Below are 21,797 nucleotides of genomic sequence, written 5' to 3' on the forward strand. Positions count from 1 at the left end.
CGGATACTTCAGAGTGCTTGCCCGATTCTGCAAGTCTGGGTCAAAGGCGCCCAAAATCGCCGAAATCGGGCTTATACTCGCGCTCGATCGCTTGACGCCTTTTTATCCGCCCAGCAGGGGAGTGACGCCGTGACCGCCGCGCAGCCCATCCCGAGGCACGCCGATTCGTCGTTCGAAGCATTGATGAATACTCTCGTGGCGCGAATTCTCGCCCATGCCGACGAGGAGGGATTCATCGCCAGCACCATTCCCGGCCTCGAGCTGGTACGCGCCGATTCGACCACGGCCTGCATGGGATCACGGGTCTACGAGCCGGCGCTCTGTCTGATCGCCCAGGGCGCCAAGACGGTGTGGCTGGGGGATCGCCAGATCGACTATGGCCCGCTCAGCTGCATGGTCTCGGCGGTGCCGCTGCCGATTCTCGGCAAGGTGACCGATGCCTCGCCCCAGACACCGTATCTGGGTATCAAGCTCACGATCGATCCTCAGGAGGTCTCCGATCTGATCCTGGCGATGGGCCTGCCAGTGGTACGGCAGACGGAAGAGGAGGCGTGCCCGGAGGGGGCCTGCGGGCTCGGCCACGTGCTGGCCGATCGGGGGATGCTGGAGGCGCTGTCGCGTCTGGTGGGCCTACTGGACACACCCCAGGATATCGCGATCCTGGCGCCGCTGGTGCGGCGTGAGATCCTCTATCGAGCGCTGGTGGGAGAACTGGCGCCCTATATGCGCAAGTTAGCCATGGCTGACAGCCAGACCCACCGCATGGCCCGGGTGATCGGTGTGCTCCAGGCGCGCTTCAGGGAGCCGCTGCGGGTGGGCGATCTCGCCGACCTGGTCAGCATGAGCGAGTCGTCGCTGTTCCACAGCTTCAAGCAGGTGACGCGGATGTCGCCGCTACAGTTCCAGAAGCGCCTGCGTCTGCACGAGGCGCGCCGGCTGATGCTGGCCGAGGGCATGGAAGCCGCCACGGCCAGCTATCGCGTCGGTTACAGCAGCCCTTCCCACTTCAGCCGTGAATACAGCCGCATGTTCGGGGTGCCGCCGCGGGCGGACGTGATCAAGCTGCGCGGCGATCTGCCGGCGCCGGCACTGGCGGAGCGCTGAGGCTGCCCCGCCAACGCTGTCAGTGTTCCGGTCTCAGTCGCCGATCACCATCACCGCTTCGGCCTCGACCAGGCTGCCCTTGGGCAGCTGCTTGACGCCGACCGCGGCCCGCGCAGGGAAGGGGGCGGTGAAGAACTCTTCCATCACCTTGTTGACCACGCCGAAGTTGTCGAGATCGGTGAGGTAGAGGTTGAGCTTGACGATGTCCTGCAGCGAGCCGGCGGCCTCCTTGCATACGGCGGAGAGGTTCTTGAAGACCTGACGCGCCTGGGCCTCGAAGTCATCGGAGACTATCTCCATGGTGGACGGATCGAGCGGGATCTGGCCGGAGAGATAGACGGTGTTGCCGGACTTCACGGCTTGGGAATAGGGGCCGATGGCGGCCGGGGCGTTGTCGGTGTTGATAACGGCTTTGTTGCTCATGGCGTACCCTCCAGATGTTATCGATTGAGATGCAGCGATCTTTTCCTGCGCGCCGGGACGCGTCTTGCTATCTATTGCCTCCCGAAGACGATGCCTTCTATTGCGTCCCGAAGACGACGCTTCGATTCGGCGTCCCGCGTCCCGGAACGACGTAAAAAACGACGCCCCGCCGTGGTGGGCCATGGCGGGGCAAGGTCGTGTTCATATGTCTGGCCGACGCCGGGCGGGCGTCGGAGCCTGCGTATCAGCTTCTCGCGCGAACGATACGGCCGATATGATTCAGGTTACGCAGGCGCTTGATGATCCGGGCCAGGTGGATACGCCCCTTGACCAGAATGGTCAGGTTGACGATCGACAGCCGGGCATCGCGCTCTTCGATACCGATGCGTTCGATGTTGGCATCGGCGTCGGTGATCAGGCTGGCCAGTTCGGCGATCAGCCCACGTCTCGTTTCCACCTCGATGCGCAGCGGCACCGGGAAATCCTGCTCGATCTGGTTCGACCACGTCAAGGAGACCAGCTTGTCGGGGTCATCGCGCAGTTCATCGAGATTACCACAATCGTGGCGGTGCACGACGATCCCCTTGCCCATCGATAGATGGCCGATCACCGGGTCGCCGGGCAGCGGGTGACAGCAGCGGGCGAAGCTGATCGCCATGCTCTCGGAGCCGTTGATGACGATCGGCCCGGTGTGTGGCCCCGTATGCGGTGAGGCATCCGGCGACCCTGCGGCATCCTCGTCGCCGCTCAGGCTGGCGTCGGCCAGACGCTTGGCGGTGGCGTGGGCCAGCCGGGTGCCGAGGCCGATGGTCTCGAGCAGATCATCTTCGTTGGCCAGATCGAGCTCCGCCAGCAGCGCCGTGAGACGCTCCGCGGGCAGCTTCTCCAGGCTGGTGTCGAAACTGCTCAGGGCGCGGTTGAGCAGGCGCCGGCCGAGCTGGATCGCCTCGCTGCGCTGCTGGCTCTTGAGTGCGTGACGAATCGCCGAGCGCGCCTTGGCGGTGACCACGAAGTTGAGCCAGGCGAGATTGGGTCGGGCGCCGGGCGCGGTGATGATCTCCAGGGTCTGTCCACTCTCCAGCGGGGTCGAGAGCGGCGCCAGATGGCGGTCGATACGACAGGCGATACAGCTGTTGCCGATATCGGTATGCACGGTATAGGCGAAGTCGACCGCCGTGGCCCCCTGGGGTAGTTCCATGATGTCGCCTTTGGGGGTGAAGATGTAGACATCGTCGGGGAAAAGATCGTTCTTGACGTGCTCGATGAACTCCAGTGAGTCGCCTGCGTGGCGCTGCATCTCGAGCAGCCCGCGGACCCATTCGCGGGCCCGGGCGTGGCTGCCGACGGCGATCGGCCGCTCGGTCTGGCCCGCCTTGTAGAGCCAGTGGGCGGCGATGCCGTTGTTGGCCATCGCCTCCATCTCGCGGGTGCGGATCTGCACTTCGATCGGCATGCCGCTGGGCCCGAACAGGGTGGTGTGCAGGCTCTGGTAGCCGTTGGCCTTGGGGATCGCGATGTAATCCTTGAAGCGCCCGGGCACCGGCTTGTAGAGATTGTGCACCGCGCCGAGGATGCGATAGCAGTTGTCGACATCGTCGGTGATGATGCGAAAACCGAACACATCCATGATTTCGGCGAACGGTTTGCGCTGGTCGTGCATCTTGCGATAGATCGACAGCAGATGCTTCTGGCGGCCGACCACGCTGCCGGTGAGGTCATCTTCGTCGAGCCGGCGCTGCAGGCTGCTCTGGATCTGGCGCATGGTCGATCGGCGGTTGCCGCGGGCCCGTGCCACGGCGCGCTTGATGCGCTCGGCGCGCATCGGGTGGATCGCCTGGAAGGAGAGATCCTCGAGTTCGACACGGATGGTGTTGATCCCCAGGCGTCCGGCGATGCGGGCGTAGATCTCCAGCGTCTCGCGGGCGATGCGGCGCTTCTTGTCAGGCCGCAGCGCCCCCAGAGTACGCATGTTGTGCAGGCGGTCGGCGAGCTTGACGATGATCACGCGGATGTCCTGGGACATCGCCATCACCATCTTCTGGAAGTTCTCGGCCTGGGCGACCGCCTTGTCCTCGAAGGTGATCTGGGTCAGCTTGGAGACGCCGTCGACCAGTTCCGCCACCGCCTCGCCGAACTGGGCGGCGAGGGCGTCCTTGGTCACCCCGGTATCCTCGATCACGTCGTGCAGCATGGCGGCCATCAGGCTCTGATGGTCCATGTGCATGTTGGCGAGGATATTGGCGACCGCGAGGGGGTGGGTGACGTAGGGTTCGCCGGAGCGGCGGGTCTGGCCGTCGTGGGCCTGCTCGGCGTAGTAGAAGGCGCGCCTGACCTGCTGGATCTCCTCCATGGGAAGATAGCCGCCGAGGCGATCGGCCAGGTCATCGATGGTGAACATACTGCGCGCCTATTCCAGGGGTCGGGCCGGTTCGAAGGCCGTGCCGGCACCGCGCGCTCGCGCGGGCCGCGAACGAGAGAGTTACGCGAGGCGCGGCCGGATCAGAGCTCGAAATCCTGGTGCGGTTCGGGGCGCGGACGCGGCGGAGCCGCTTCGATCGGCTCGTCGAGCACGCTCTCGTCGACCTGGCCGGCGGCGATCTCGCGCAGCGCCATGACGGTGGGCTTGTCGTTCTCCCACGGCAGCAGCGCGTCGCGAGAGCCGCGCGAGAGCTGGCGGGCGCGCTGGGAGGAGATCATCACCAGCTTGAAACGGTTCTCGATATGGTCCAGACAATCTTCGACGGTCACGCGTGCCATGGTGGTAACCCTGCTGCCAGAAAATGAGTGGTCGCACCCCAGCCGAAGCGGGGCCATGCGGGACCGTGCAGTCTACTGGACCTTTGGCGTAGCTGACAAGGCGAAAGGCCCGCGTGCCGCCCGCTGGCGGGGGGCGGCACGCGGCTCAGCGGGGGGCGTCGAGCAGCTCGGCGAGCAGCCTGGCGTAGCGGGTGCGGACCTTGTCGAGCCGCGAGCGGCGCGCATGCACGATGCACTCCAGCTCGTGCAGGGCGTGCTCGAAGGTGTCGTTGATGATCACGTGCTCGTACTCGTCGAAGTGTGACATCTCACTCACCGCATCGCGCATGCGGCGTGCGATCACCGCGTCGTCGTCGGTGCCGCGTCCGGCCAGACGCTCGCGCAGGGCCTCCCGCGAGGGCGGCAGGATGAAGATCGACTCGGCCTCGGGGGCGAGCTCACGGACCTGGCGCGCGCCCTGCCAGTCGATCTCCAGAATCACGTCCTCGCCCAGCGCCAGACGCTTCTCCACCTCGGCACGGGAGGTGCCGTAGTGGCGGTCGAAGACCCAGGCGTGTTCGAAGAACTCGCCGCGCGCGATCATCGCCTCGAAGGTCTCTTCGGTGACGAAGTGATAGTTGACGCCGTCCGCCTCGCCGGGCCGCATGGCGCGGGTGGTGTGGGAGACGGCGACGCCGATCGCCGCGTTACGCTCGAGCAGCGCGCGCACCAGGCTGGTCTTGCCGGCACCGGAGGGGGCAGAGACGATGTAGAGCGTGCCCTGGGTGGCGGGCGCGGCGGAAGCGTTGGCGAAGGCGGAGACCGGGGTGTCGGGTCGAGACATGACGTGGCCGTGATCAGGGTGCGTGAAGCCGCACAGTATGCCACGAATCCCCCGGGGGTTGGGATCGCGGTGGGGGCGAGTGGCATCGAGGCCGCCACGCGCAATGAGCGTGGTGAGCGGTTGCGCCCCGGCGCGGCATTCACGATGCTTGTCGGCATCATCGCCGTTCACGGCGCGCGCTCCGAGCCCGCGCGGGCGACCCTCCTCATTCACAAGGATCTGTCATGAACGCTTCAGCCACCGCGGCCCGCGGCGGGCGTGCGGCATTTCTGGGTGCCGCCTTCGCCTTCGCGCTCACCATGATCGGCACCACCATGCCGACCCCGCTCTATCCGATCTATCAGCAGACCTTCGGCTTCTCGCAGCTCACCATCACCATCATCTTCGCGGTCTACGCGGCCGGGGTGATGGGGGCGCTGCTGATCACCGGGCGCTGGTCCGACCAGCTCGGGCGGCGGCCGATGCTGCTGGCGGGGGTGCTGATCTCGGCGGCCAGCGACCTGGTGTTCTGGCACGCCCAGGGGCTCGGCCCCATTCTGTTCGGGCGGGTGCTGTCGGGCATCTCCGCCGGCATCTTCACCGGCACCGCCACGGTCGCAGTGATGGAGCTGGTCCCCGATGCCTGGAAGCGGGTCGGCCCGCTGGTCGCCACCGCCGCCAACATGGGTGGACTGGGGCTGGGGCCGATGGTGGCTGGAGTGCTGGCGGCGCTGGCGCCGCTGCCGCTGGTGCTGCCCTATGTGCTGCATCTGGTGCTGGCGCTGCTGGCGGCGCTGTTCATCTGGCGCGCCCCGGAGACGGTCACGCGTCCGGCGCGCATCCGTCTGCGGGTACAGAAGCTCAAGGTGCCGCCGGAGGTGCGCGGTGTCTTCGTGCCGGCGGCGATCGCCGCCTTCGCCGGTTTCATGGTGTGCGGCTTCGCCACCTCGGTGACCCCGGCCTTCGTCGGCGGTCAGCTCGGCTATCACAACCCGGCGCTGATCGGTGTCGTCGCCGGCAGCCTGTTCATCGCCTCCACCCTGGGGCAGATGGTGCAGGACAAGTTGCCCGAAGCCCGGCGTCTGCCGATCGGCTGCGGCGTGCTGTTGGTCGGCGTCCTGCTGCTGGCCTGGGGCATGGCCGCGCAGACCCTGGCAGGCTTCATCCTTGGCCCCATCGTGGCGGGCATCGGCCAGGGCATCGCCTTCCGCGCCGGGCTGGGCGCGGTGGCCGCGGCCAGCCCGGTGCAGCACAAGGCGGCGGTGGTCTCGACTTTCTTCGTCGTCGCCTACGTGGCGATCTCGCTGCCGGTGATCGGTATCGGCCTGGTCGCCAGCGTGCTCGGGCTGCAGCTCACCGGGCTGCTGTTCGATGCCCTGGTGGCGCTGCTCTGCTGCGTGGCCCTGGGCCTGCTGCTGCGCCGCCCAGCGGCCAAGGCGGGGTGAGGGGGAGCGAGGCGACATAGCGCAGCCTTCGCCTCGCCTTCAACGGCTAACGCGGCGGCGGGTTCAGGCGGGTGTCGAGCGAGAACCGCTCCTGCAGGACCACTTGGTACTTGCCCTGGGCGGCATACGGGTTCATCACCAGGTTCGCGCTATGGCGTGACACGGTCGAGGGCACGACGAAGAAGGGGTATGCATCGAGCAGGGCGTCGCCATAGCGTTGCTGGCCGGCGCTGGGCGTGCCCGGCACCAGCCAGTTGGGATTCGGCAGCGTCTCGGCGTTCACCCAGTGAATGCAGGTCGGGTCCGCTATCTCGATGCACAGAAGCGTGTGCGGGTCGGTATCCAGGGTCGCAAAGCCCTTGTGGACCGCGACTTCGAGTATCGCGGTGGCCGCATCCAGCGAGCCATACACCGCCGGGCGGCCGGGAGAGTTCCAGCGCCCGCCCGCGCGCTCCGCGCCGATGCCTTTCTCCCAGGTGGCGACATGGCGGTCGCGTTCGAGGCGCCAGAACCGGAGACTGTGGCTCGCGGCGGCCATGGTCAGGTATAGACCCCGTAGTCCAGACGGGTCAGCAGATCGTCGACTAGATCGTGGCCGACCGGCGTGGTCATCAAGTCCAGCGGCTTGCGCCCCTCCAGCGCCATGGCCGGGGTGTCCAGCCAGCGCTGGGCCGCCTCGGTGCTGCCGAAGACGTCTTCCGCGCGGGTGAGCGTTTCGGCGAACCGCCAGGCGCGACCGCTCTCTTCCGGGCTGAGGGTGTCGGGTTTGTCCCGCCGGCGATACAGGGTCCGCTCGGATACACCGAGGATTTTGACCGCGATCTTTCTGTCCTGAAGCAGATCGACCTCTTCGAAGAACTTGATCACCCCGGCCGACGCAAAGCCTTGCTCGATGAGCCGATGGATTTCGTAGGGGGAGGTGGCCGCGACCCGGCGTCTGCCCGTGAGGCGGCGGATCGCTCGCTCACTGATGCTGGGTTCCCGGGAGGACCCGAACTCGGTGGTCGTCATTCTCAATTCCTCGCGGCATTCGCCATATGGCAAAATCATAGCGCCATATGGCGAAGGGCGCCATCTCGACCGAAGAGCTCTCCAGGGATGCCGCCCCGCGGTGCAGGTTGGCCGGGCAAGCGCCGCTGCGTCCATGGCCTCGAGCTCTGATATGCTACGGGGTCCCTTCGTTCACCCCTGCCAGGAGTTTCCGATGACCGCTGCGCCCGACATGCTCACCCTCCGCCGCCCCGATGACTGGCACTTGCACTTCCGTGACGGCGAGGTCATGCAGACCGTGGTGCCCTACACCAGCGCGACCTTCGCCCGTGCCATCGTCATGCCCAACCTGGCGCCGCCGGTGACCACGGTCGAGGCCGCTGCGGCCTATCGTGAACGTATCCTCGCCGCGCTGCCCGCCGGTCATGACTTCACCCCGCTGATGACCTGCTATCTCAACGAGAGCGTGAGCGCCGAGACGCTGACCCGCGGGCATGCCGAGGGCGTCTTCACCGCGGCCAAGCTCTACCCGGCCAACGCCACCACCAACTCCCAGCATGGGGTCAAGCGCATCAGCGACGTCTATCCGCTGCTGGAGACGATGCAGCGGATCGGTATGCCGCTGCTGGTGCACGGTGAGGTGACGCGGGGTGAGATCGATATCTTCGACCGCGAGAAGGTCTTCATCGATGAGGTGATGAGTGACATTCGCCGCCAGTTCCCCGAGCTGCGCGTGGTGTTCGAGCACATCACCACCCGGGATGCGGCTCAGTTCGTGCTCGAGGGCGACGAGTACCTGGGCGCCACCCTGACCCCGCAGCACCTGGCCCAGAACCGTAACGACATGCTGGTCGGCGGTATCCGCCCGCACCTCTACTGCCTGCCGATCCTCAAGCGTCAGGAGCACCAGGCGGCGCTGCGCCGCGCGGTGGCCAGCGGGCATCCGCGCTTCTTCCTCGGCACCGACTCCGCCCCTCATGTCACCGCTGCCAAGGAGACCTCCTGCGGCTGTGCCGGCGTGTTCAATGCCGAGGCTGCGCTGTCGGTCTATGCCGATGTCTTCGAGCAGGAGGGGGCGCTCGATCACTTCGAAGCCTTCTGTTCCGAGAACGGCCCACGCTTCTACGGCCTGCCGCTGAACCAGGGCACGATCACCCTGACCCGCCAGCCGACCCCGGTGGCACCCAGCGTGGGCGAGGGCGAGAACACCTTCGTGCCCTATCGGGCCGGAGAGTCGCTGACCTGGAAGACGACGCTGAATGACTGAGGCGACGTTGGCGCGATCCGAGCTGGTGATCGGCCTGGCGCAGCTGTCTGCGCTGGCCGGCGATCTCGACGCCAACCTGGCGCGGCACCTGGCGGTGGTCGAGGCGGCAGCCCGTCAGGGTGTCTCGCTGCTGGTGTTCCCCGAGCTCTCCCTGACGGGATACGAGCCCGATCTGGCCGCCGTGCTGGCGGTGCCGTCGCGCAGCGAGCGTCTGGCTCCGCTGCGCGCAGCGGCCAGACGCTACGGCATGCACGTGGTGGCGGGGGTGCCGCTGAACGGTGAGGCTCGGCCCCGGGTCGGGGTGGTGATTGTCGGCCCGGAGGATGACGAGCCCATGACCTACGCCAAGCGCTACCTGCATGCCGGGGAAGAGGCCGTCTTCGAGGTCGGCGAGACGCAGGTGGTTTGCGAGTTCGGCGACGAGCGTGTGGCCTTCGCCATCTGTGCCGATACCAACGCCCCTGCGCATGCCGCCGAGTGCGCGTCGCTGGGTGCGACGGTCTATCTGGCCGGGGCCCTGATCACCGCGGGCGGCTATGACGCCGATACCCGGCGCCTGGCCGAGATCGCCGAGCGCTATGCCATGCTGGTCGGCATGGCCAACCACAACGGCACCAGCGGCGGCATGGCGGCGATCGGGGGCAGCGGCTTCTGGACCGACTCAGGCCCATTGGCCGCGGCCGATGACCATGATGCGCTCGTCATCGCGACCCGCCAGGGCGACGGCTGGCACGGACAGGTCGTCGGGCTGGATCTCGCGACCACCAAGGGGCGTTGACGGTCACGGTAGCGCGCGTGAGTCAGCCTCGCTAGAACGTCACGCTGGCCTGCAGTGTGACTTCCAGCGGTTCGCCGACCACCACCCGGGTGTCGCCGAGACCGGAGGGGTAGTAGGTGGTATCGAACAGGTTGTGGACATTGAGCTGGAGATGGGTGGCGTCGCCCAGCCAGCGGGTGTCCCAGGCGACGAAGGCGTCGGCGACGGTGTAGGCGTCGAGAGTGAAGCTGTTGTCGCTGTCACCTTCGCGACTGCCGACGTAGCGCAGCCCGCCGCCGACCCGCCAGCGGCCGAGATCCGGGTTCAGGGCCAGCGTCTGGGCCAGCAGCAGCGAAGCGGTGTGCCGTGCCACGTTGGGTAGCGCGTTGCCGGCCGTGCCGCCGTCGGCGTCCTCGACAACCTCGGCATCGGTGTAGGCGTAGTTGGCGAGCAGCGACAGCCGATCGGTCAGCTGGCCCTGCAGCGACATCTCCACGCCTCTGGCACGACTCTTGCCCACCGCCCGCGACACGTCGTTGTCGCTCACGACCACGTTCTCCTTGGTGATCTCGAAGTAGGCCAGCGCCGCGTCCACATGCTCGTCGAACAGGCGGCGCTTGAGCCCGGCCTCCCAGCCGCGACCCCGCTCGGGATCGAAGCGCTGACCGGTGTCGCTGTCCGGGGCGTTGGGGACGAAGGATTCGCTGTAGCTCACATAGACCGAGGTCAGCGGGTCGACCTGGTAGAGCAGGCTGGCGTGGGGCAGGAAGATGTCGTCCTGGGTATCGGTGTCGACCACGAAGGGTCGACCCTGGCCGCCATACTGCTCGGTGTGCTGAAAACGGCCGCCCAGGCCGAGGATCCAGCGTTTACCCAGATGCAGGTTGTCGTCGGCGTAGGCGCCGGTGGTGTTGATCTCGTGGAGGCGATGACTTCTGCCGTCGAGATAGGTGGCGCCGTCCAGCGTCAGATCGCCATGATGCGGGTGGTAGATCGAGATCGTATCGTTGACGCCGCGATAGCGGTCGGCCAGGTAGTCGCGGCGGCGCTCGTGATCGATGCCGACGGTCATCTCGTGGCGGATACCGGCCAGTTCGGCATCGCCGAGCAGCTCCGCGGCGGTATAGATCACGCGCCGATCGAAGCCGTGGTTGGCATCGGCGCGACGCCTGGCGGTGCCATCCTCGTCGACGCTCAGCACCCGCAGCTGGCCGTCGTCGTACTGGCGACGGGTCCAGCCGTAGGTCAGGCGGCTGGTCCAGGCGCTGTTCAGATCCTGCTCCCAGCGCGCGGTGAACGACTGATCGTGGCCGGTCACCCGCGACCACTCCTCATCGAAGCGGCGCTTTCGCGGCACGTCGACGGGATCGCCGTCGACGAAGGCGGTGCCACGGTCCAGGGTCAGATCATAGTCGCGATACTCATAGGCGAACCACAGCCGGGTATTGTCGTCCTCCCAGCTCAGCGAGGGCGCCACCACCGTCTGGCGGTTGCTGCCGAAATCGCGCCAGTAATCCTCGTCCTGCTGGCCGACGATGAAGCGAAACGCCGCGCCGCTGTCGCCCAGCGGACCGGTGACGTCGACGCTGGCATTGCCGCCGCCGAAAGAGGTGCCCTTGCCGCTGATGGTGCGCGCCCAGGCGTATTGTGGCTTCTTGCTGATGACGTTGATCACCCCGCCGGGCTCCTGGATGCCGTAACGAAACGAGCTCGGCCCCTTGAGTACTTCGATGCGTTCGGTGGTGAACAGTGGAAAGGTATTGCGCGGCTGGCGGATGCCGTCGCGCAGGATCGAGCCGTCGCCGTTGCTGCCGAACCCGCGCTTGATGAAGCCGGCCTCGGTGCCGCCCATGGTGTTGCCCTGGGTGACCCCGGCCACGAACGCCATGGCATCGGTCAGGGAGTCGGCGCCAATATCGGTGAGCAGCTGCGGCGTGAGCGCATCGACGGTACGCGCCTGGGCGAGAAAATCGGTACGGCGGCCGGTGACGAGATTCGAGGCGCCGGGGCGATAGCCCTCGACGGAATCAACCGGGGCCCGGGCGCTGACCACCACCGGGTCGAGGGCGACCTCGCCGGTGTCCTCGGCGTGAGCGGGTGTGAGTGGCAACAGGGTCAGCAGGGCGGCGAGTGGCTGCCAGCGTGGCAGGGCGCGCCCCGGGGTGAAGGATCGTGCAGTCATGTGTGGTGTTCCCTGACGGCGCCGGGTGGCCCTCGGTGCCGGTGCGTTGTCGTTGAAGGTCGTCGTGTCTTGTTGTTGTCGAGCGTCTTGGCTTGTTGTCGTTGAACGTCTTGGTGTGCCGTCGGCGCGGGGCGATCAGCGGCCGGGGAGCGATTCCCCGTAGGTGGCGCGGAAGGTGCCGTCGGCGGCGATCGGCAGGAAGTCGCGGAACAGCGCTCGCTGCGCCCCCTCGGGATCGAGCGCGGCGCAGGCCTGGGGGTGGAGCCAGCGGGCGATGGCCGTCAACGCGAGGGCGCTGAACGGGCTCTGGTGATAGCCGTGCCAGAGGGCGTGGAGGCCACCTTGATTGACCGCGGAGAGCGTCGCCCAGCCTGGGCGACGGCTGACCACATCGGCCAGGTCCCGCTGTGTCTGCGCGGGGGTGACGCCGAAACCGGCGCGCACCGAGCCCCCCGCCGGCCACTGGGCCGCGGTGGCGATGATGACCGCCGGGTCGCGCGCCAGAATCGCTTCCGGATTGAGCACGTTCTCGCTGCCCGGGGTCATGCCGGCGGCGATGTTGTCGCCGCCGGCCCGGGCCACCAGGTCCGCCAGGCCGCTATCGAAGTTGCTGCGACAGCACGCCACCTTGAGACCGGGGGCGATATCGATCAGCACGCTGGGACGGGGGGCTTTGGCAGTGTTTCTGGCGGTGTCGCCATCGGTGTCGTGGGCGGCGGCGTCGACGCAGGCATCCACCGCCGCCTCCAGCCCGTCCAGCCGCCGGTTCAGCGCTGCCGCCCGCGGCTCGACGCCGAGCGCGCGACCCAGCAGCGTCAGCGAGGGGCGGGTATCCGCCAGCGGATGCCGCTGGAAATCGATGAACAGCACCGGGATGCCCAGGGCATCGAGCTGTGTCAGCAGCCGAGTGCCGCTGATGGCGCCGTAGCGTGAGAGATTGACCAGGACCAGATCCGGGGCGAGCGTGAGCAGTGCCTCGGCGCTGGGCAGCGGGTCGCCACCCTGCAGCACCGGCAGCCGGGCCAGGGCGGGGAAGGCGCTGGTGAAGCGTGCCTGGGCCTCGGGGTCGAAGTCGGCGAGCGAGCCGTGCCAGCCGCTCAGGCGCGCCACCGGGTCGGGCAGCAGTGCCGCCAGTGCCAGCAGATGCCGGGGGTCGTCGAGGAAGATTCGCTTCGGAGGATGGTCGAGGGTCACCACGCGCCCGGCGAGGTCGGTCACCTGCAGCGGATAGCGGGTCTCTGCGTGCGTTTCGGCACTCGTGCCGGCGGACGTGTCGTCGATGGAGCTGTCGCTGATCGGCGTATCGCCGCTGGCTGCAGCGTCGGCCACCGCCGCCTGGGACAACAGCCCTGGCAGCAGCCAGGCACAGAGGATCAGACGGGGAAGCGATCGGCGCCAGTGACGCAGGGGAGAAGCGGGGCGGCCGCGGCGGGCAAGCATCGGCAATATTTTTCTAGTTGATTAAAGATAATCATTATCATTTTTATTCGTGAACAGGTCAACGCGGCGCGCCCCGTTGCGCCGCTGCCCAGGGAGAAGCCATGGGTCGCCTGCGTGCCGTGCTAGCCCCCGAGCCTGGCGCGATCGGCGGCGGTGAAGTCGCGAATCTCCCACAGGTCGCCGGCGGTAGGGGCGATCCACAGTGGGGTGGCATTGGCCGAACGCGGGCCGGTGGGGCTGCCGCTGGTGAGCCAGCGCACCGCGCGCACCAGCCCGGAGTGGCCCACCACCAGCGGGGTGTCGGCTTCGTCGAGCAGCCCATTGAGGGTGGTGGCGATGCGGCTGACGAAGGCCTCCCAGGCCTCGCCGTTGGGCGGCGTGTCGGTATAGGGGATCTCGGGGGGGATCGGCTGACCCTCCAGGTCACCCCAGTGGCGCTCCATCAGGCCCTCGACCAGGCGGTCGGGGGCGCGCCCCAGGGCCAGCTCGGCGGTATGCCGGGCTCGTGCCAGCGGGCTGGCGACTGCCAGCGACCAGTCGAGACCGCCGACCAGCGCCTGGGCCCGGCGCGCCTCGGCCTCGCCGCGGGGGGTAAGGGGCACGTCGTGCTGACCGCCGATGCGCCGCTCCTGGTTGCGCGTGCTCTGGGCGTGGCGCAGAAAGACGAAGGGGCGGCGAATCAGATGGGTCATGGCGATGGCTCGAACAGGAGAACGGGAGCGACTGGCGCGACGAAGGCACTCATCTTACCCGCCTCGGTGCGGCTGTCATCCCTCGGCGGGCTCGACCCGGAAGCGCGCGGTAGCTGGATCGGCGCGGTAGTGGCGGGCCCAGGTCGGCGCCTCCCGGGCCAGCGTGAGCACGCCATCGAGAAGGCGCGCCACCTGGTCGTCGTCGTGGAGCAGATGCAGACTCAGCCGCACCCAGCCGGGCTTTTCCAGCTCGTGCCCCTGCTCGAGACGCGCGATCAGCGCCGCCGAGGCGGCTGCGTCGATCCCCAGCAGGCGATGGGCGTAGGGCCCGGCGCAGGCACAGCCGCCACGCGCCTGGATGCCGTGGAGATCCGAAAGCATGCGGGTGAACAGCTGGTGATGGATCAGGCCACCGTCGGCATCGCGTACCCGGAAGGAGAAGATCGGCAGTGCCGGCACGTCCTGGCGCCCCAGTAGCTCCAGCCGCGGCTCGCCGGCCCAGTGGGCGAGGGCGCGGCGACGCAGCTCGGCATCGCGGCGGACGATCTCGGGCAGTCCGATCGCCGCCTTGACCATCAGCGCCAGCGCGGCGCGGATATCGCCGATCACGTTGGGCGTGCCGCCCTCTTCACGCGCCGCCAGACTGGTGCTGTAGTGCTGCGCCCAGGGCGAGACGAAGCTGACCGTGCCGCCGCCGGGCAGGGAGGGCGTTTGTCGCCGCACCAGGGTGTCGCGCACCACCATCACTCCGGAGGCGCCGGGGCCGCCGACGAACTTGTGCGGCGAGAAGACGATGGCGTCCTTGCGGCAGTCCGGTGCGGGTGCCATGTCCATCGCCAGGTAGGGGCCGGCACCGGCGTAGTCCCACACCGCCAGGGCGCCGTGGTGTTTGAGGCGGCGGGTGATCGCATCGACATCGCTGATGATGCCGGTGACATTGGAGGCGGCCGAGAAGGCGCCGACGATCAGATCGCTGCCGGCGGCCTCCTCCAGCGCCTGCTCCAGTGCCGCCGGGTCCGGCCCGCCGGCGTCGCCCTCGGGGATCTCGGTCACGCGCGCACCGCTCTCGCGCCAGGCGAGCAGGTTGGAGTGGTGCTCGTAGGGGCCGAGCAGCACGCTGATGCGCTCGCCGCGGCGCACCCCGGCGGCGATATCGAGCAGCGCCACGATACGGTTGATGCCGGCGGTGGCGCCGCTGCCGCTGAACACCACATGGCAATCCTCGGCATTGAGCTCCCGCGCGATCAGCGACCGTGCCTCCTGGCGCAGCCGGGTCATGGTCTGCCCGCAGTGCGAGGCCTCGGTGTGCGAGTTGGCGTAGAACGGCAGCACCTCTTCACTGATGAAGCGCTCGACCTGGCGCAGCGCACGCCCGGAGGCGACATAGTCGGCGTAGAGCAGACGACGCTGGCCGAAGGGCGTGGTGATCGGCAGATCGTCGCCGATCAGGCCCTGGCGCAGGCGTGGCAGCAGGTCCGGTCCGGAAAGGGCGTGACGGAAGTCGGCGAGTGTTGTCATGGGGGCCTCATCATAAGAGGACGCGCAAGTGCGGCGAACGAGGCTATGATATCCCGATATCGGCGGGTAAATTTCTCGTTATGACCCGAAATCCTCCTCAAGCTCGAGTGATTTGACACCATGAGTGGCGTGAAATTGGATCATTTCAACCTCGCTATTCTGCGCGAGCTGCAGCAGCACCCCGGCTGCGCCCAGCGCGAGCTGGCCGAGCGGGTCAATCTCTCCCAGAACGCCTGCTGGCGGCGGATCAAGCAGCTCGAAGAGGCGGGCGTGATCGAGGCGCGGCGGCTGGTGCTGAGCCGTCAGGCGCTCGGCTTCGGGCTGGTGGTGTTCTCGATGATTCGCACCCGCAGCCACTCGCGGACCTGGCTGGCGGCCTTCCGCGAGCACGTGCTGGGCATCCCCGAAGTGATCGACTTCTACCGTATCGGCGGCGACTACGACTACATGCTCAAGATCGTGGCCCGCGACATCGGCGCCTTCGATCTGATCTATCAGCGCCTGATCGATGGCTTCGAGATCGACACCGTCACCTCCTACTTCGCCATGGAGGCGCTGGCCGAGAGCCGCCCGCTGCCGGTGTGATCCTGGCGCGGTGCCGGGCCGAGGTCGTAGGCGCCCGCCCGGAGGATCAATAAGTGATCAATATCGGCCATGGGCGGTGCTGGGGTATTGGGGCAGCCTCATTGGGCTCTATGAGGCAGAGCGGTATCGGGCGCGTTTGAGAGAGAACGGCAGCGTCGGCTCATAGCGTCTGCCAAAGCATCGGTCCCGGGTCGCCGAGGGTCTCGGCGATGATGTCGAGGGCACGGTCGAGGGCGTCGCGACTCTCGGCGGCGCTGATACAGAGACGAATCGCCTGGGGGGCGCTGACGCTGCCGAGGCAGAAGCTCTCGGCGCTGCTGACGGCGACCTGGCGCTCCCGCAGTTGCGCCTCCACGTGGCTCGAACGCAGATCCGCAGGTAGTGGCAGCCACAGATAAAAGCCTCCACGCTGGCCTTGTGGATGGAAGGCCGCGAGCTTCTCCTGGGCGCGATCGAAGCGCCATTCCAGCTCTTCGCGCTGCCAGGCGAGCAGTGCATCGGCGTCACCGCTGGTGATCCAGTGCGCGACCACGCCATTCATCAGCGGCGGTGGCATCCAGCACTGCGCGCGCAGCGCCGCTATCAGCCGCCCGTGCAGCGCCTGCGGGGCGCGTATCGCCCCTACCCTGAGCCCGCCGCCGAGCAGTTTCGAGACCGAGAACAGCGTCAGCGTGTGCGCCGGGGCGAGCTGGTAAAGCGGCGTCTCCGTGGCACCCAGTTGCGGGTAGATGTCGTCCTCGATCAGCCAGAATCCGCGTGCCTCGGCCAGCGCAGCCAGGGCGCGGCGGCGTGGCTCGCTCAGGCGTACCGTCGTCGGGTTGTGGCAATCCGGCATCAGATAGAGCGCAGCGAACGGCTGCTGGTCATGGGCGCGGGCCACCGCGTCGACGTCGATGCCGTGCGCATCGTGGGGTATCGCCACGCCCTTGAGCGACAGTTGCTGCAGCGCGCTGATCAGGCCCGGATAGGTGAGACGTTCGGCGGCGACCCGTTCCCCCGGCAGCAGCAGGGCGCTGAGGCAGAGATGGATACCGTGCATGCCGCCCTGGTCGAGCAGCAGCTCGGCCGGGTCGAGCGCGCGGCCCATCTTGCCCAGCCAGGCTGCCAGGGTGGCAATCTGCCACGCCTGCCCGGGTTCCGGCTGGTAGTCGATCATCGCGTTGAGCTGCTCCGGATTCTGCTGGATCGCCTGCATCGCGCAGGCCAGATGCAGGCTGCGCTGCGCGGTCGGCGGCGGCGTGGCGTGGCTGAGATCGATCAGACCACGGTCGCGTGGCCGCGTGAACAGATGGTCGAAGGCGGCGATACCGGCCTCGGCGCCGCGCACATAGGTGCCGCTGCCGACCCGCGCGCTGACCACACCACGCTGTTCGGCCACGGCGTAGGCGCGGGTGACCGTGCCTACGGTCACGCCGAGGGCGTCGGCGAGCCGGCGCTGCGGGGGCAGCTTGTGGCCGGCGGCCAGTTCACCGCTAGCCACGGCGGCGGCGATGGCATCGGCGAGCTGACGATAGCGGGGGCCGCTGCCGGAGAGTGTCGGTGTCCAGATTGTCATGGTGACAAAAATCGGGTTGACCCGGTTGTTGGGGCGTTTATGCTTGAATTGTTCGCAATGGACGTCGAAAAGTCAATAAATTGAACCCATACAATTTGATCCGGTCAAGCGCCGGGTCGAGAGGAGGTCATCATGTCCACGCAGCTGCGTTTCCGCGACTTGCCCATGGCACAAGAGAGTCTGGCCAGCGTGACCGCGGTGGGCGCCGACGGCGTGGTGGTGACCGACGCTACGCTCTTCTATCCCCAGGGGGGCGGCCAGCCCGGCGATCGTGGGGTATTCATCACCGCCGACGGCCGCTGTCTGCCGGTGCACGACACGCGCAAGGGCGAGGGCGGTGACGTCTGGCACTACCTCGATCCCGGTCACGATCTCGTGGCCGGCCAGAGCGTGACCCAGCAGATCGACTGGCCGCGGCGCTGGGCGCACATGCGCATGCATACCGCGCTGCATCTGCTCTCGGTGCTGGTGCCGCATGGAGTCACCGGCGGCAGCATCGGCGCCGAGCGTGGCCGGCTCGACTTCGATCTCGGTGAGGCCAGCGTCGACAAGGAGACGCTGAACGCCGGCCTGAAGGCGCTGATCGCGGCCGACCACCCGGTCACCAGCGAGTGGATCAGCGAGGCCGAGCTCGACGCGCGCCCTGAGCTGGTCAAGACGATGTCGGTGGCGCCGCCGCGTGGTGCCGGCATGATCCGCATGGTGCGTATCGGTGATATCGATTACCAGCCCTGTGGCGGTACCCATGTGACCTCCACCGCCCAGATCGGCGCGCTGCACGTGGCCAGCATCAAGAACCGCGGTGCCCGTAATCGCCGTATCACCCTGGCCTGGAATCAGACCGCGGAGGGGCAAGCATGACCTCGCTCGCTTGGTGGCTATCGCTGACACTCTTCGCCGCGTCGATGACCGGCTCCCCCGGGCCCAACAACGTCATGCTCACCGCCTCCGGGGCGCTCTACGGCTACCGTCGCACGCTGCCGCACATCTTCGGCATCATGGCCGGCGGTTTCGTACTCTTTCTGAGCATCGCACTAGGGCTCGGGACGCTGTTCGAGCGCTACCCGCTGATCCAGCAGAGTCTCAAGGTGGTGGGCGCGGTCTATCTGCTCTATCTGGCGTGGAAGATCGCCAGTGCTCCGCCACCGAACCTTGCCGCTCGTGATGGGGCGCGACCGCTGACTGCGTGGCAGGCGGCAGCCTTCCAGTTCGTCAATCCCAAGGTATGGGTCATGGGCATCGCGCTGGTGGCGGGTTTTCTGCCCCACGAAGGGCTGCTCGTTCTCAACGCCCTGGTGCTGGCGCTGGTGATGGAGAGTGTGGCGTTCTTCTGCATCTCTTTCTGGGCGGCATTCGGCATGGCGATCGGGCGGCTGCTGACGACGCCGCGGGCGTGGCGTATCTTCAATGGCGTGATGGGGCTGGCGACGGCCGCCTGTGTAGGGTTCATTCTGAGCTGATATCCCGAGCACCTATCCAGGAACCCTATCCAGAACCCCCAGGCGCCCGATCCGGAGAGCCGCGTGAGCTATCTGACCCTGTTCGTCACCGCGCTGGTCTCCGCCACCCTGCTGCCGGCCTCGTCCGAGGTGCTGCTGGGGGCACTGGCGACCCAGGAGCATGCGCTCTTCTGGCTGTGGTTCTGGGCCACCGCAGGTAATACCCTCGGTTCGGTGATCAACGGTGTACTGGGGCGCCAGGTGGATCGTTTCCAGCAGCGGCGCTGGTTTCCGCTCAGCCAGGCGCAGTTGGCGCGGGCACGGGCGCGCTTCAATCGCTACGGGCAGTGGTCGCTGCTGCTCGGCTGGCTGCCCATCGGTGGCGATGCGCTGACACTGATCGGTGGGGTCATGCGGGTGCCGTGGCTCAACTTCGTGGTGCTGGTGGCGATCGGCAAGGGCCTGCGCTATGCCATGGTGCTGTGGCTGGTGCTGAGCGTTCAGGGCTAACGGCAGCCGCGGGTCACGTTGCCTGGGCGAGCCGATTGCGTCCGCGGCGCTTGGCGAGATAGAGCGCGCGGTCGGCGCGTTCGAGCAGGGCGTCCTGGCTCTCGTTGCGATAGTCGGCGATGCCCGCCGATAGCGTCATCTCGAGGGCCAGCCTGGTCAGCGGTGTCGCCGCCAGGGCCTGACGGATGCGCTCGACCGCCTGGGTCGCCTGATCCAGCGTCACCCCGGGCAGCACCAGCAGCAGCTCGTCACCGCCGAGTCTGATCGCGGCATCGCTCTCGCGCAGCGATCGGCGCAGCAGCTCGGCGATGCCGACCAGGATCTCGTCGCCGATGGCGTGGCCGTGGGTATCGTTGATCTGCTTGAAACCGTCCAGGTCGATCACCGCGATGCACAGCGGATGGCCGTAGCGCTGTTGCTCGTGAATCTCCGCCTCGAGCCGCTCGAGGCCGGCGCGCCGGCTCTGCAGCCCGGTCAGCTCGTCGTACATGGCGATCTGGGTCAGGCGCTGGTTGGCCTTGCGCAGCGAGCGCTCGAGCGCCTTGTGTTCGCTGATATCGACCACGAAGGTCGCCTTGTAGACGTTACCCTGGTCATCCTCCAGGCGGACCGCCTCGGCCAGGATCGAGATCGACCTGCCCTGGCGGTCGAGCACCTCCCACTCGGCGCGGGCTCCCGGCTTGCCGATCAGCGGGTCGTTGTCCTCGCCCGTCTCGATGAAGGCGCGGTGCATGGTCCGCATCATCTCGCGGTGTTCGGGCGCTACCACCAGCGTGAACTCTTCGCCCAGCAGCTCCTCCTCGGTATAGCCATACAGTCGGCAATAGGCGGCGTTGACGACTTGAAAGCAGCCATCGGCGTCGGTGATGCAGATCGCCAGCGGGGTCGAGCGGATCAGGGTCATCAGCGCCGCGTCGGGAAAGTGAGGGGGGCAAGTCGATCGCGGTGGCATGGCGGTATCCTGGTGCAGCGTGGCGTGGAGTTTCGACCCGCCGACGACCACGCGGTTCTGCCTTGTGGCGAGGGTGGCGAAAACCTGCGTCAACGCTGGGCAAGCGTGACCAGCAGCGGCTCAAAAGGCCGAGCCCGGCTGGCGCAGGAACGCGATCTCTTCCGGCGTCGAGACGCGCCCGAGAATGGCGTTGCGATGCGGGTAGCGGCCGAAGCGCTGAATGATCTCGCGGTGGCGGTGCTCGTAGTCGAGCTGCGCTTCCATACCGGGGGTGTCGAACAGGGTGACTGCGCGGGCGTGGATCGCCAGCGACTCGCTGTGCATGAACGGCATGTAGGCGAAGATGCGCTGCGCCAGGGGCAGTGCCGTGTCCTCGCCGCGGGCGATCAACTCCTGGGCCAGCGCCAGGGCCAGCGGGTCCTGGGCGAAGGCGGCGGGCGTATCGCGATGGACGTTGCGCGAGAACTGATCGAGCACCACGATCTCGGCCACGCGCCCGGTGGGCGAGTCGCGCCAGTGCCAAAGCTCGCAGCGCGCCGCGGCAGCGAGCGTGGTGCCGAAGCGCTCGGCGATCTCGCCGTCGAGGGCGGCATCCTTGGCAAACCACTGCTTGGCGCTCAGCGTCTCGAACCAGAAATCGCAGACGGCCTGAGGCGTGGCGATATCGCCTGTGGTCTTGTGATCGGTATCGGCACTATCGCGGGGGGTGTCCGGCATGGCGAGTCTCTTGGCGGATCATTTTCCTCAGCATAGTTAACCCATACCCGAATTGGCTATAGCGCTGGTCACCGCCAAAGCATGACGCCCCGCCCCCTGTCTCAAGGGGCGGGGCGTCCGGGTGGGCGCCGGCGCTGCCGACGCCGGTTTACACCTCGACGTTGAGGGTCACGTCGATATTGCCGCGGGTGGCGTTGGAGTAGGGGCAGACCTGATGCGCCTTCTCCACCAGCGCTTCGGCCTGTTCACGATCCATGCCTGGCAGCTTCACCGTCAGCGTGGCTTCGATGCCGAAACCGTCACCCTTGGGGCCGATGCCGACTTCACCCTGGACTCGGGTCTCTTCAGGCAGCTTGGCCTTCTCTTGCGATGCCGCCAGCTTGAGCGCGCCGATGAAGCAGGCGGAGTAGCCAGCCGCGAACAGCTGCTCGGGGTTGGTGCCGTCGCCGCCGGCGCCGCCCAGCTCCTTGGGGGTCGACAGCTTGAGGTCGATGGCACCGTCTTCGGCGGTGGCACGGCCATCACGACCGCCGGTGACGGTGGCTTCGGCACGGTAGAGGACTTTATCGAGTGACATGGGACTTCTCCTTCCGGGTGAAGGTCGCTGACGATTGAATCGTGCACGACCTAATGGGGTGAAAACGCTCGGCGCTGCATTGCGC

Annotated in this window: 22 protein-coding genes; 8 read left to right on the forward strand and 14 right to left on the reverse strand. The window is 67.5% G+C overall.

Annotation, left to right across the window (positions count from 1 at the left end; translation table 11 throughout):
* Window positions 1-183 precede the first annotated feature (183 nt).
* Complete coding sequence (locus DOM67_RS01310) at window positions 184-1,104, forward strand: AraC family transcriptional regulator (RefSeq protein WP_110673863.1); 921 nt, start codon at window positions 184-186, stop codon at window positions 1,102-1,104.
* A 33-nt stretch (window positions 1,105-1,137) separates the two neighbouring features.
* On the opposite strand, the gene DOM67_RS01315 is transcribed toward DOM67_RS01310, so the two are convergent.
* The 4 genes from DOM67_RS01315 to gmk form a co-directional block, all read right to left on the reverse strand.
* Window positions 1,138-1,527: a RidA family protein gene (locus DOM67_RS01315; RefSeq protein ID WP_110673864.1), complete on the reverse strand. Its 390-nt coding sequence runs from the start codon at window positions 1,525-1,527 to the stop codon at window positions 1,138-1,140.
* Window positions 1,528-1,771: 244 nt separating this feature from the next.
* A complete protein-coding gene (locus DOM67_RS01320; RefSeq protein ID WP_110673865.1) occupies window positions 1,772-3,925 on the reverse strand; it encodes a RelA/SpoT family protein in 2,154 nt (717 codons plus the stop codon).
* 101 nt (window positions 3,926-4,026) lie between these two features.
* Window positions 4,027-4,284 (reverse strand): DNA-directed RNA polymerase subunit omega, encoded by a 258-nt coding sequence (gene rpoZ, locus DOM67_RS01325; protein ID WP_110673866.1) that lies wholly within the window; start codon window positions 4,282-4,284, stop codon window positions 4,027-4,029.
* 145 nt (window positions 4,285-4,429) lie between these two features.
* On the reverse strand, window positions 4,430-5,107 hold the full coding sequence (gene gmk, locus DOM67_RS01330; RefSeq protein ID WP_110673867.1) for a guanylate kinase: 678 nt from the start codon (window positions 5,105-5,107) through the stop codon (window positions 4,430-4,432).
* 224 nt (window positions 5,108-5,331) lie between these two features.
* On the opposite strand from gmk, the gene DOM67_RS01340 reads away from it, so the two are divergent.
* Window positions 5,332-6,531 carry an MFS transporter gene (locus DOM67_RS01340; protein ID WP_110673869.1) on the forward strand — a complete coding sequence of 400 codons (1,200 nt, stop codon included), beginning with the start codon at window positions 5,332-5,334 and terminating at the stop codon, window positions 6,529-6,531.
* 46 nt (window positions 6,532-6,577) lie between these two features.
* On the opposite strand, the gene DOM67_RS01345 is transcribed toward DOM67_RS01340, so the two are convergent.
* Together DOM67_RS01345 and DOM67_RS01350 are read right to left on the reverse strand one after the other, a co-directional pair.
* On the reverse strand, window positions 6,578-7,069 hold the full coding sequence (locus tag DOM67_RS01345; RefSeq protein ID WP_110673870.1) for an RES domain-containing protein: 492 nt from the start codon (window positions 7,067-7,069) through the stop codon (window positions 6,578-6,580).
* A gap of 2 nt (window positions 7,070-7,071) precedes the next feature.
* Window positions 7,072-7,542 (reverse strand): antitoxin Xre/MbcA/ParS toxin-binding domain-containing protein, encoded by a 471-nt coding sequence (locus DOM67_RS01350; RefSeq protein ID WP_110673871.1) that lies wholly within the window; start codon window positions 7,540-7,542, stop codon window positions 7,072-7,074.
* Window positions 7,543-7,735: 193 nt separating this feature from the next.
* On the opposite strand from DOM67_RS01350, the gene pyrC reads away from it, so the two are divergent.
* Both pyrC and DOM67_RS01360 read left to right on the forward strand, forming a co-directional pair.
* Complete coding sequence (gene pyrC, locus DOM67_RS01355; RefSeq protein WP_110673872.1) at window positions 7,736-8,788, forward strand: dihydroorotase; 1,053 nt, start codon at window positions 7,736-7,738, stop codon at window positions 8,786-8,788.
* Window positions 8,781-9,566: a carbon-nitrogen hydrolase family protein gene (locus DOM67_RS01360; RefSeq protein WP_110673873.1), complete on the forward strand. Its 786-nt coding sequence runs from the start codon at window positions 8,781-8,783 to the stop codon at window positions 9,564-9,566. The genes pyrC and DOM67_RS01360 overlap by 8 nt, the downstream gene beginning before the upstream one ends.
* 31 nt (window positions 9,567-9,597) lie before the next feature.
* Here DOM67_RS01360 and DOM67_RS01365 read toward each other — a convergent pair whose 3' ends face one another.
* The 4 genes from DOM67_RS01365 to DOM67_RS01380 form a co-directional block, all read right to left on the reverse strand.
* A complete protein-coding gene (locus tag DOM67_RS01365; RefSeq protein ID WP_110673874.1) occupies window positions 9,598-11,727 on the reverse strand; it encodes a TonB-dependent siderophore receptor in 2,130 nt (709 codons plus the stop codon).
* Window positions 11,728-11,862: 135 nt separating this feature from the next.
* On the reverse strand, window positions 11,863-13,167 hold the full coding sequence (locus DOM67_RS01370; protein ID WP_110673875.1) for an ABC transporter substrate-binding protein: 1,305 nt from the start codon (window positions 13,165-13,167) through the stop codon (window positions 11,863-11,865).
* A 122-nt stretch (window positions 13,168-13,289) separates the two neighbouring features.
* Window positions 13,290-13,859, reverse strand: a complete 570-nt coding sequence (locus DOM67_RS01375; RefSeq protein ID WP_110673876.1) for a histidine phosphatase family protein — start codon at window positions 13,857-13,859, stop codon at window positions 13,290-13,292.
* A 75-nt stretch (window positions 13,860-13,934) separates the two neighbouring features.
* The gene (locus tag DOM67_RS01380) at window positions 13,935-15,377 is read right to left on the reverse strand and encodes an aminotransferase class V-fold PLP-dependent enzyme (protein ID WP_110673877.1); all 1,443 of its coding nucleotides are present in this window, start codon (window positions 15,375-15,377) and stop codon (window positions 13,935-13,937) included.
* Between the two features lie 129 nt (window positions 15,378-15,506).
* Here DOM67_RS01380 and DOM67_RS01385 point away from each other — a divergent pair, with 129 nt between their 5' ends.
* Entirely contained in the window at window positions 15,507-15,962 is a 456-nt protein-coding gene (locus tag DOM67_RS01385; protein WP_198651693.1) for an Lrp/AsnC family transcriptional regulator, read from the forward strand.
* Window positions 15,963-16,122: 160 nt separating this feature from the next.
* On the opposite strand, the gene DOM67_RS01390 is transcribed toward DOM67_RS01385, so the two are convergent.
* Window positions 16,123-17,517: a PLP-dependent aminotransferase family protein gene (locus tag DOM67_RS01390; RefSeq protein ID WP_110673879.1), complete on the reverse strand. Its 1,395-nt coding sequence runs from the start codon at window positions 17,515-17,517 to the stop codon at window positions 16,123-16,125.
* A 132-nt stretch (window positions 17,518-17,649) separates the two neighbouring features.
* Between DOM67_RS01390 and DOM67_RS01395 the strand changes: the two genes are divergently transcribed.
* From DOM67_RS01395 to DOM67_RS01405, 3 genes are all read left to right on the forward strand, one after another.
* Window positions 17,650-18,378 carry an alanyl-tRNA editing protein gene (locus tag DOM67_RS01395; RefSeq protein WP_110673880.1) on the forward strand — a complete coding sequence of 243 codons (729 nt, stop codon included), beginning with the start codon at window positions 17,650-17,652 and terminating at the stop codon, window positions 18,376-18,378.
* Window positions 18,375-18,977, forward strand: coding sequence for a LysE family translocator (locus DOM67_RS01400; RefSeq protein WP_110673881.1), 603 nt, complete (start codon window positions 18,375-18,377; stop codon window positions 18,975-18,977). The genes DOM67_RS01395 and DOM67_RS01400 overlap by 4 nt, the downstream gene beginning before the upstream one ends.
* Before the next feature lie 63 nt (window positions 18,978-19,040).
* Window positions 19,041-19,466: a YqaA family protein gene (locus DOM67_RS01405; protein WP_110673882.1), complete on the forward strand. Its 426-nt coding sequence runs from the start codon at window positions 19,041-19,043 to the stop codon at window positions 19,464-19,466.
* Window positions 19,467-19,479: 13 nt separating this feature from the next.
* On the opposite strand, the gene DOM67_RS01410 is transcribed toward DOM67_RS01405, so the two are convergent.
* From DOM67_RS01410 to DOM67_RS01420, 3 genes are all read right to left on the reverse strand, one after another.
* Window positions 19,480-20,418, reverse strand: coding sequence for a sensor domain-containing diguanylate cyclase (locus tag DOM67_RS01410; protein WP_110673883.1), 939 nt, complete (start codon window positions 20,416-20,418; stop codon window positions 19,480-19,482).
* A gap of 120 nt (window positions 20,419-20,538) precedes the next feature.
* Complete coding sequence (locus DOM67_RS01415) at window positions 20,539-21,135, reverse strand: DUF924 family protein (protein ID WP_110673884.1); 597 nt, start codon at window positions 21,133-21,135, stop codon at window positions 20,539-20,541.
* A 148-nt stretch (window positions 21,136-21,283) separates the two neighbouring features.
* Window positions 21,284-21,712, reverse strand: a complete 429-nt coding sequence (locus tag DOM67_RS01420) for an organic hydroperoxide resistance protein (protein ID WP_110673885.1) — start codon at window positions 21,710-21,712, stop codon at window positions 21,284-21,286.
* Between the last annotated feature and the right edge of the window lie 85 nt (window positions 21,713-21,797).

Origin of the sequence: Salinicola sp. RZ23 (assembly GCF_003206675.1) — a bacterium.
Lineage (GTDB): Bacteria > Pseudomonadota > Gammaproteobacteria > Pseudomonadales > Halomonadaceae > Salinicola > Salinicola endophyticus.

What these genes read in the sequence shown, in the direction of transcription:
- gmk (WP_110673867.1), bottom strand. Translation starts at nt 5,107, where the DNA reads ATGTCTCGACCCGACACCCCGGTCTCCGCCTTCGCCAACGCTTCCGCC.
- DOM67_RS01420 (WP_110673885.1), bottom strand. Translation starts at nt 21,712, where the DNA reads ATGTCACTCGATAAAGTCCTCTACCGTGCCGAAGCCACCGTCACCGGC.
- DOM67_RS01345 (WP_110673870.1), bottom strand. Translation starts at nt 7,069, where the DNA reads ATGGCCGCCGCGAGCCACAGTCTCCGGTTCTGGCGCCTCGAACGCGAC.
- DOM67_RS01310 (WP_110673863.1), top strand. Translation starts at nt 184, where the DNA reads ATGAATACTCTCGTGGCGCGAATTCTCGCCCATGCCGACGAGGAGGGA.
- DOM67_RS01395 (WP_110673880.1), top strand. Translation starts at nt 17,650, where the DNA reads ATGTCCACGCAGCTGCGTTTCCGCGACTTGCCCATGGCACAAGAGAGT.
- DOM67_RS01410 (WP_110673883.1), bottom strand. Translation starts at nt 20,418, where the DNA reads ATGCCACCGCGATCGACTTGCCCCCCTCACTTTCCCGACGCGGCGCTG.
- DOM67_RS01415 (WP_110673884.1), bottom strand. Translation starts at nt 21,135, where the DNA reads ATGCCGGACACCCCCCGCGATAGTGCCGATACCGATCACAAGACCACA.
- DOM67_RS01375 (WP_110673876.1), bottom strand. Translation starts at nt 13,859, where the DNA reads ATGACCCATCTGATTCGCCGCCCCTTCGTCTTTCTGCGCCACGCCCAG.
- DOM67_RS01390 (WP_110673879.1), bottom strand. Translation starts at nt 17,517, where the DNA reads ATGACAATCTGGACACCGACACTCTCCGGCAGCGGCCCCCGCTATCGT.
- DOM67_RS01365 (WP_110673874.1), bottom strand. Translation starts at nt 11,727, where the DNA reads ATGACTGCACGATCCTTCACCCCGGGGCGCGCCCTGCCACGCTGGCAG.
- pyrC (WP_110673872.1), top strand. Translation starts at nt 7,736, where the DNA reads ATGACCGCTGCGCCCGACATGCTCACCCTCCGCCGCCCCGATGACTGG.
- DOM67_RS01320 (WP_110673865.1), bottom strand. Translation starts at nt 3,925, where the DNA reads ATGTTCACCATCGATGACCTGGCCGATCGCCTCGGCGGCTATCTTCCC.
- DOM67_RS01360 (WP_110673873.1), top strand. Translation starts at nt 8,781, where the DNA reads ATGACTGAGGCGACGTTGGCGCGATCCGAGCTGGTGATCGGCCTGGCG.
- DOM67_RS01400 (WP_110673881.1), top strand. Translation starts at nt 18,375, where the DNA reads ATGACCTCGCTCGCTTGGTGGCTATCGCTGACACTCTTCGCCGCGTCG.
- DOM67_RS01370 (WP_110673875.1), bottom strand. Translation starts at nt 13,167, where the DNA reads ATGCTTGCCCGCCGCGGCCGCCCCGCTTCTCCCCTGCGTCACTGGCGC.
- rpoZ (WP_110673866.1), bottom strand. Translation starts at nt 4,284, where the DNA reads ATGGCACGCGTGACCGTCGAAGATTGTCTGGACCATATCGAGAACCGT.
- DOM67_RS01315 (WP_110673864.1), bottom strand. Translation starts at nt 1,527, where the DNA reads ATGAGCAACAAAGCCGTTATCAACACCGACAACGCCCCGGCCGCCATC.
- DOM67_RS01380 (WP_110673877.1), bottom strand. Translation starts at nt 15,377, where the DNA reads ATGACAACACTCGCCGACTTCCGTCACGCCCTTTCCGGACCGGACCTG.
- DOM67_RS01350 (WP_110673871.1), bottom strand. Translation starts at nt 7,542, where the DNA reads ATGACGACCACCGAGTTCGGGTCCTCCCGGGAACCCAGCATCAGTGAG.
- DOM67_RS01340 (WP_110673869.1), top strand. Translation starts at nt 5,332, where the DNA reads ATGAACGCTTCAGCCACCGCGGCCCGCGGCGGGCGTGCGGCATTTCTG.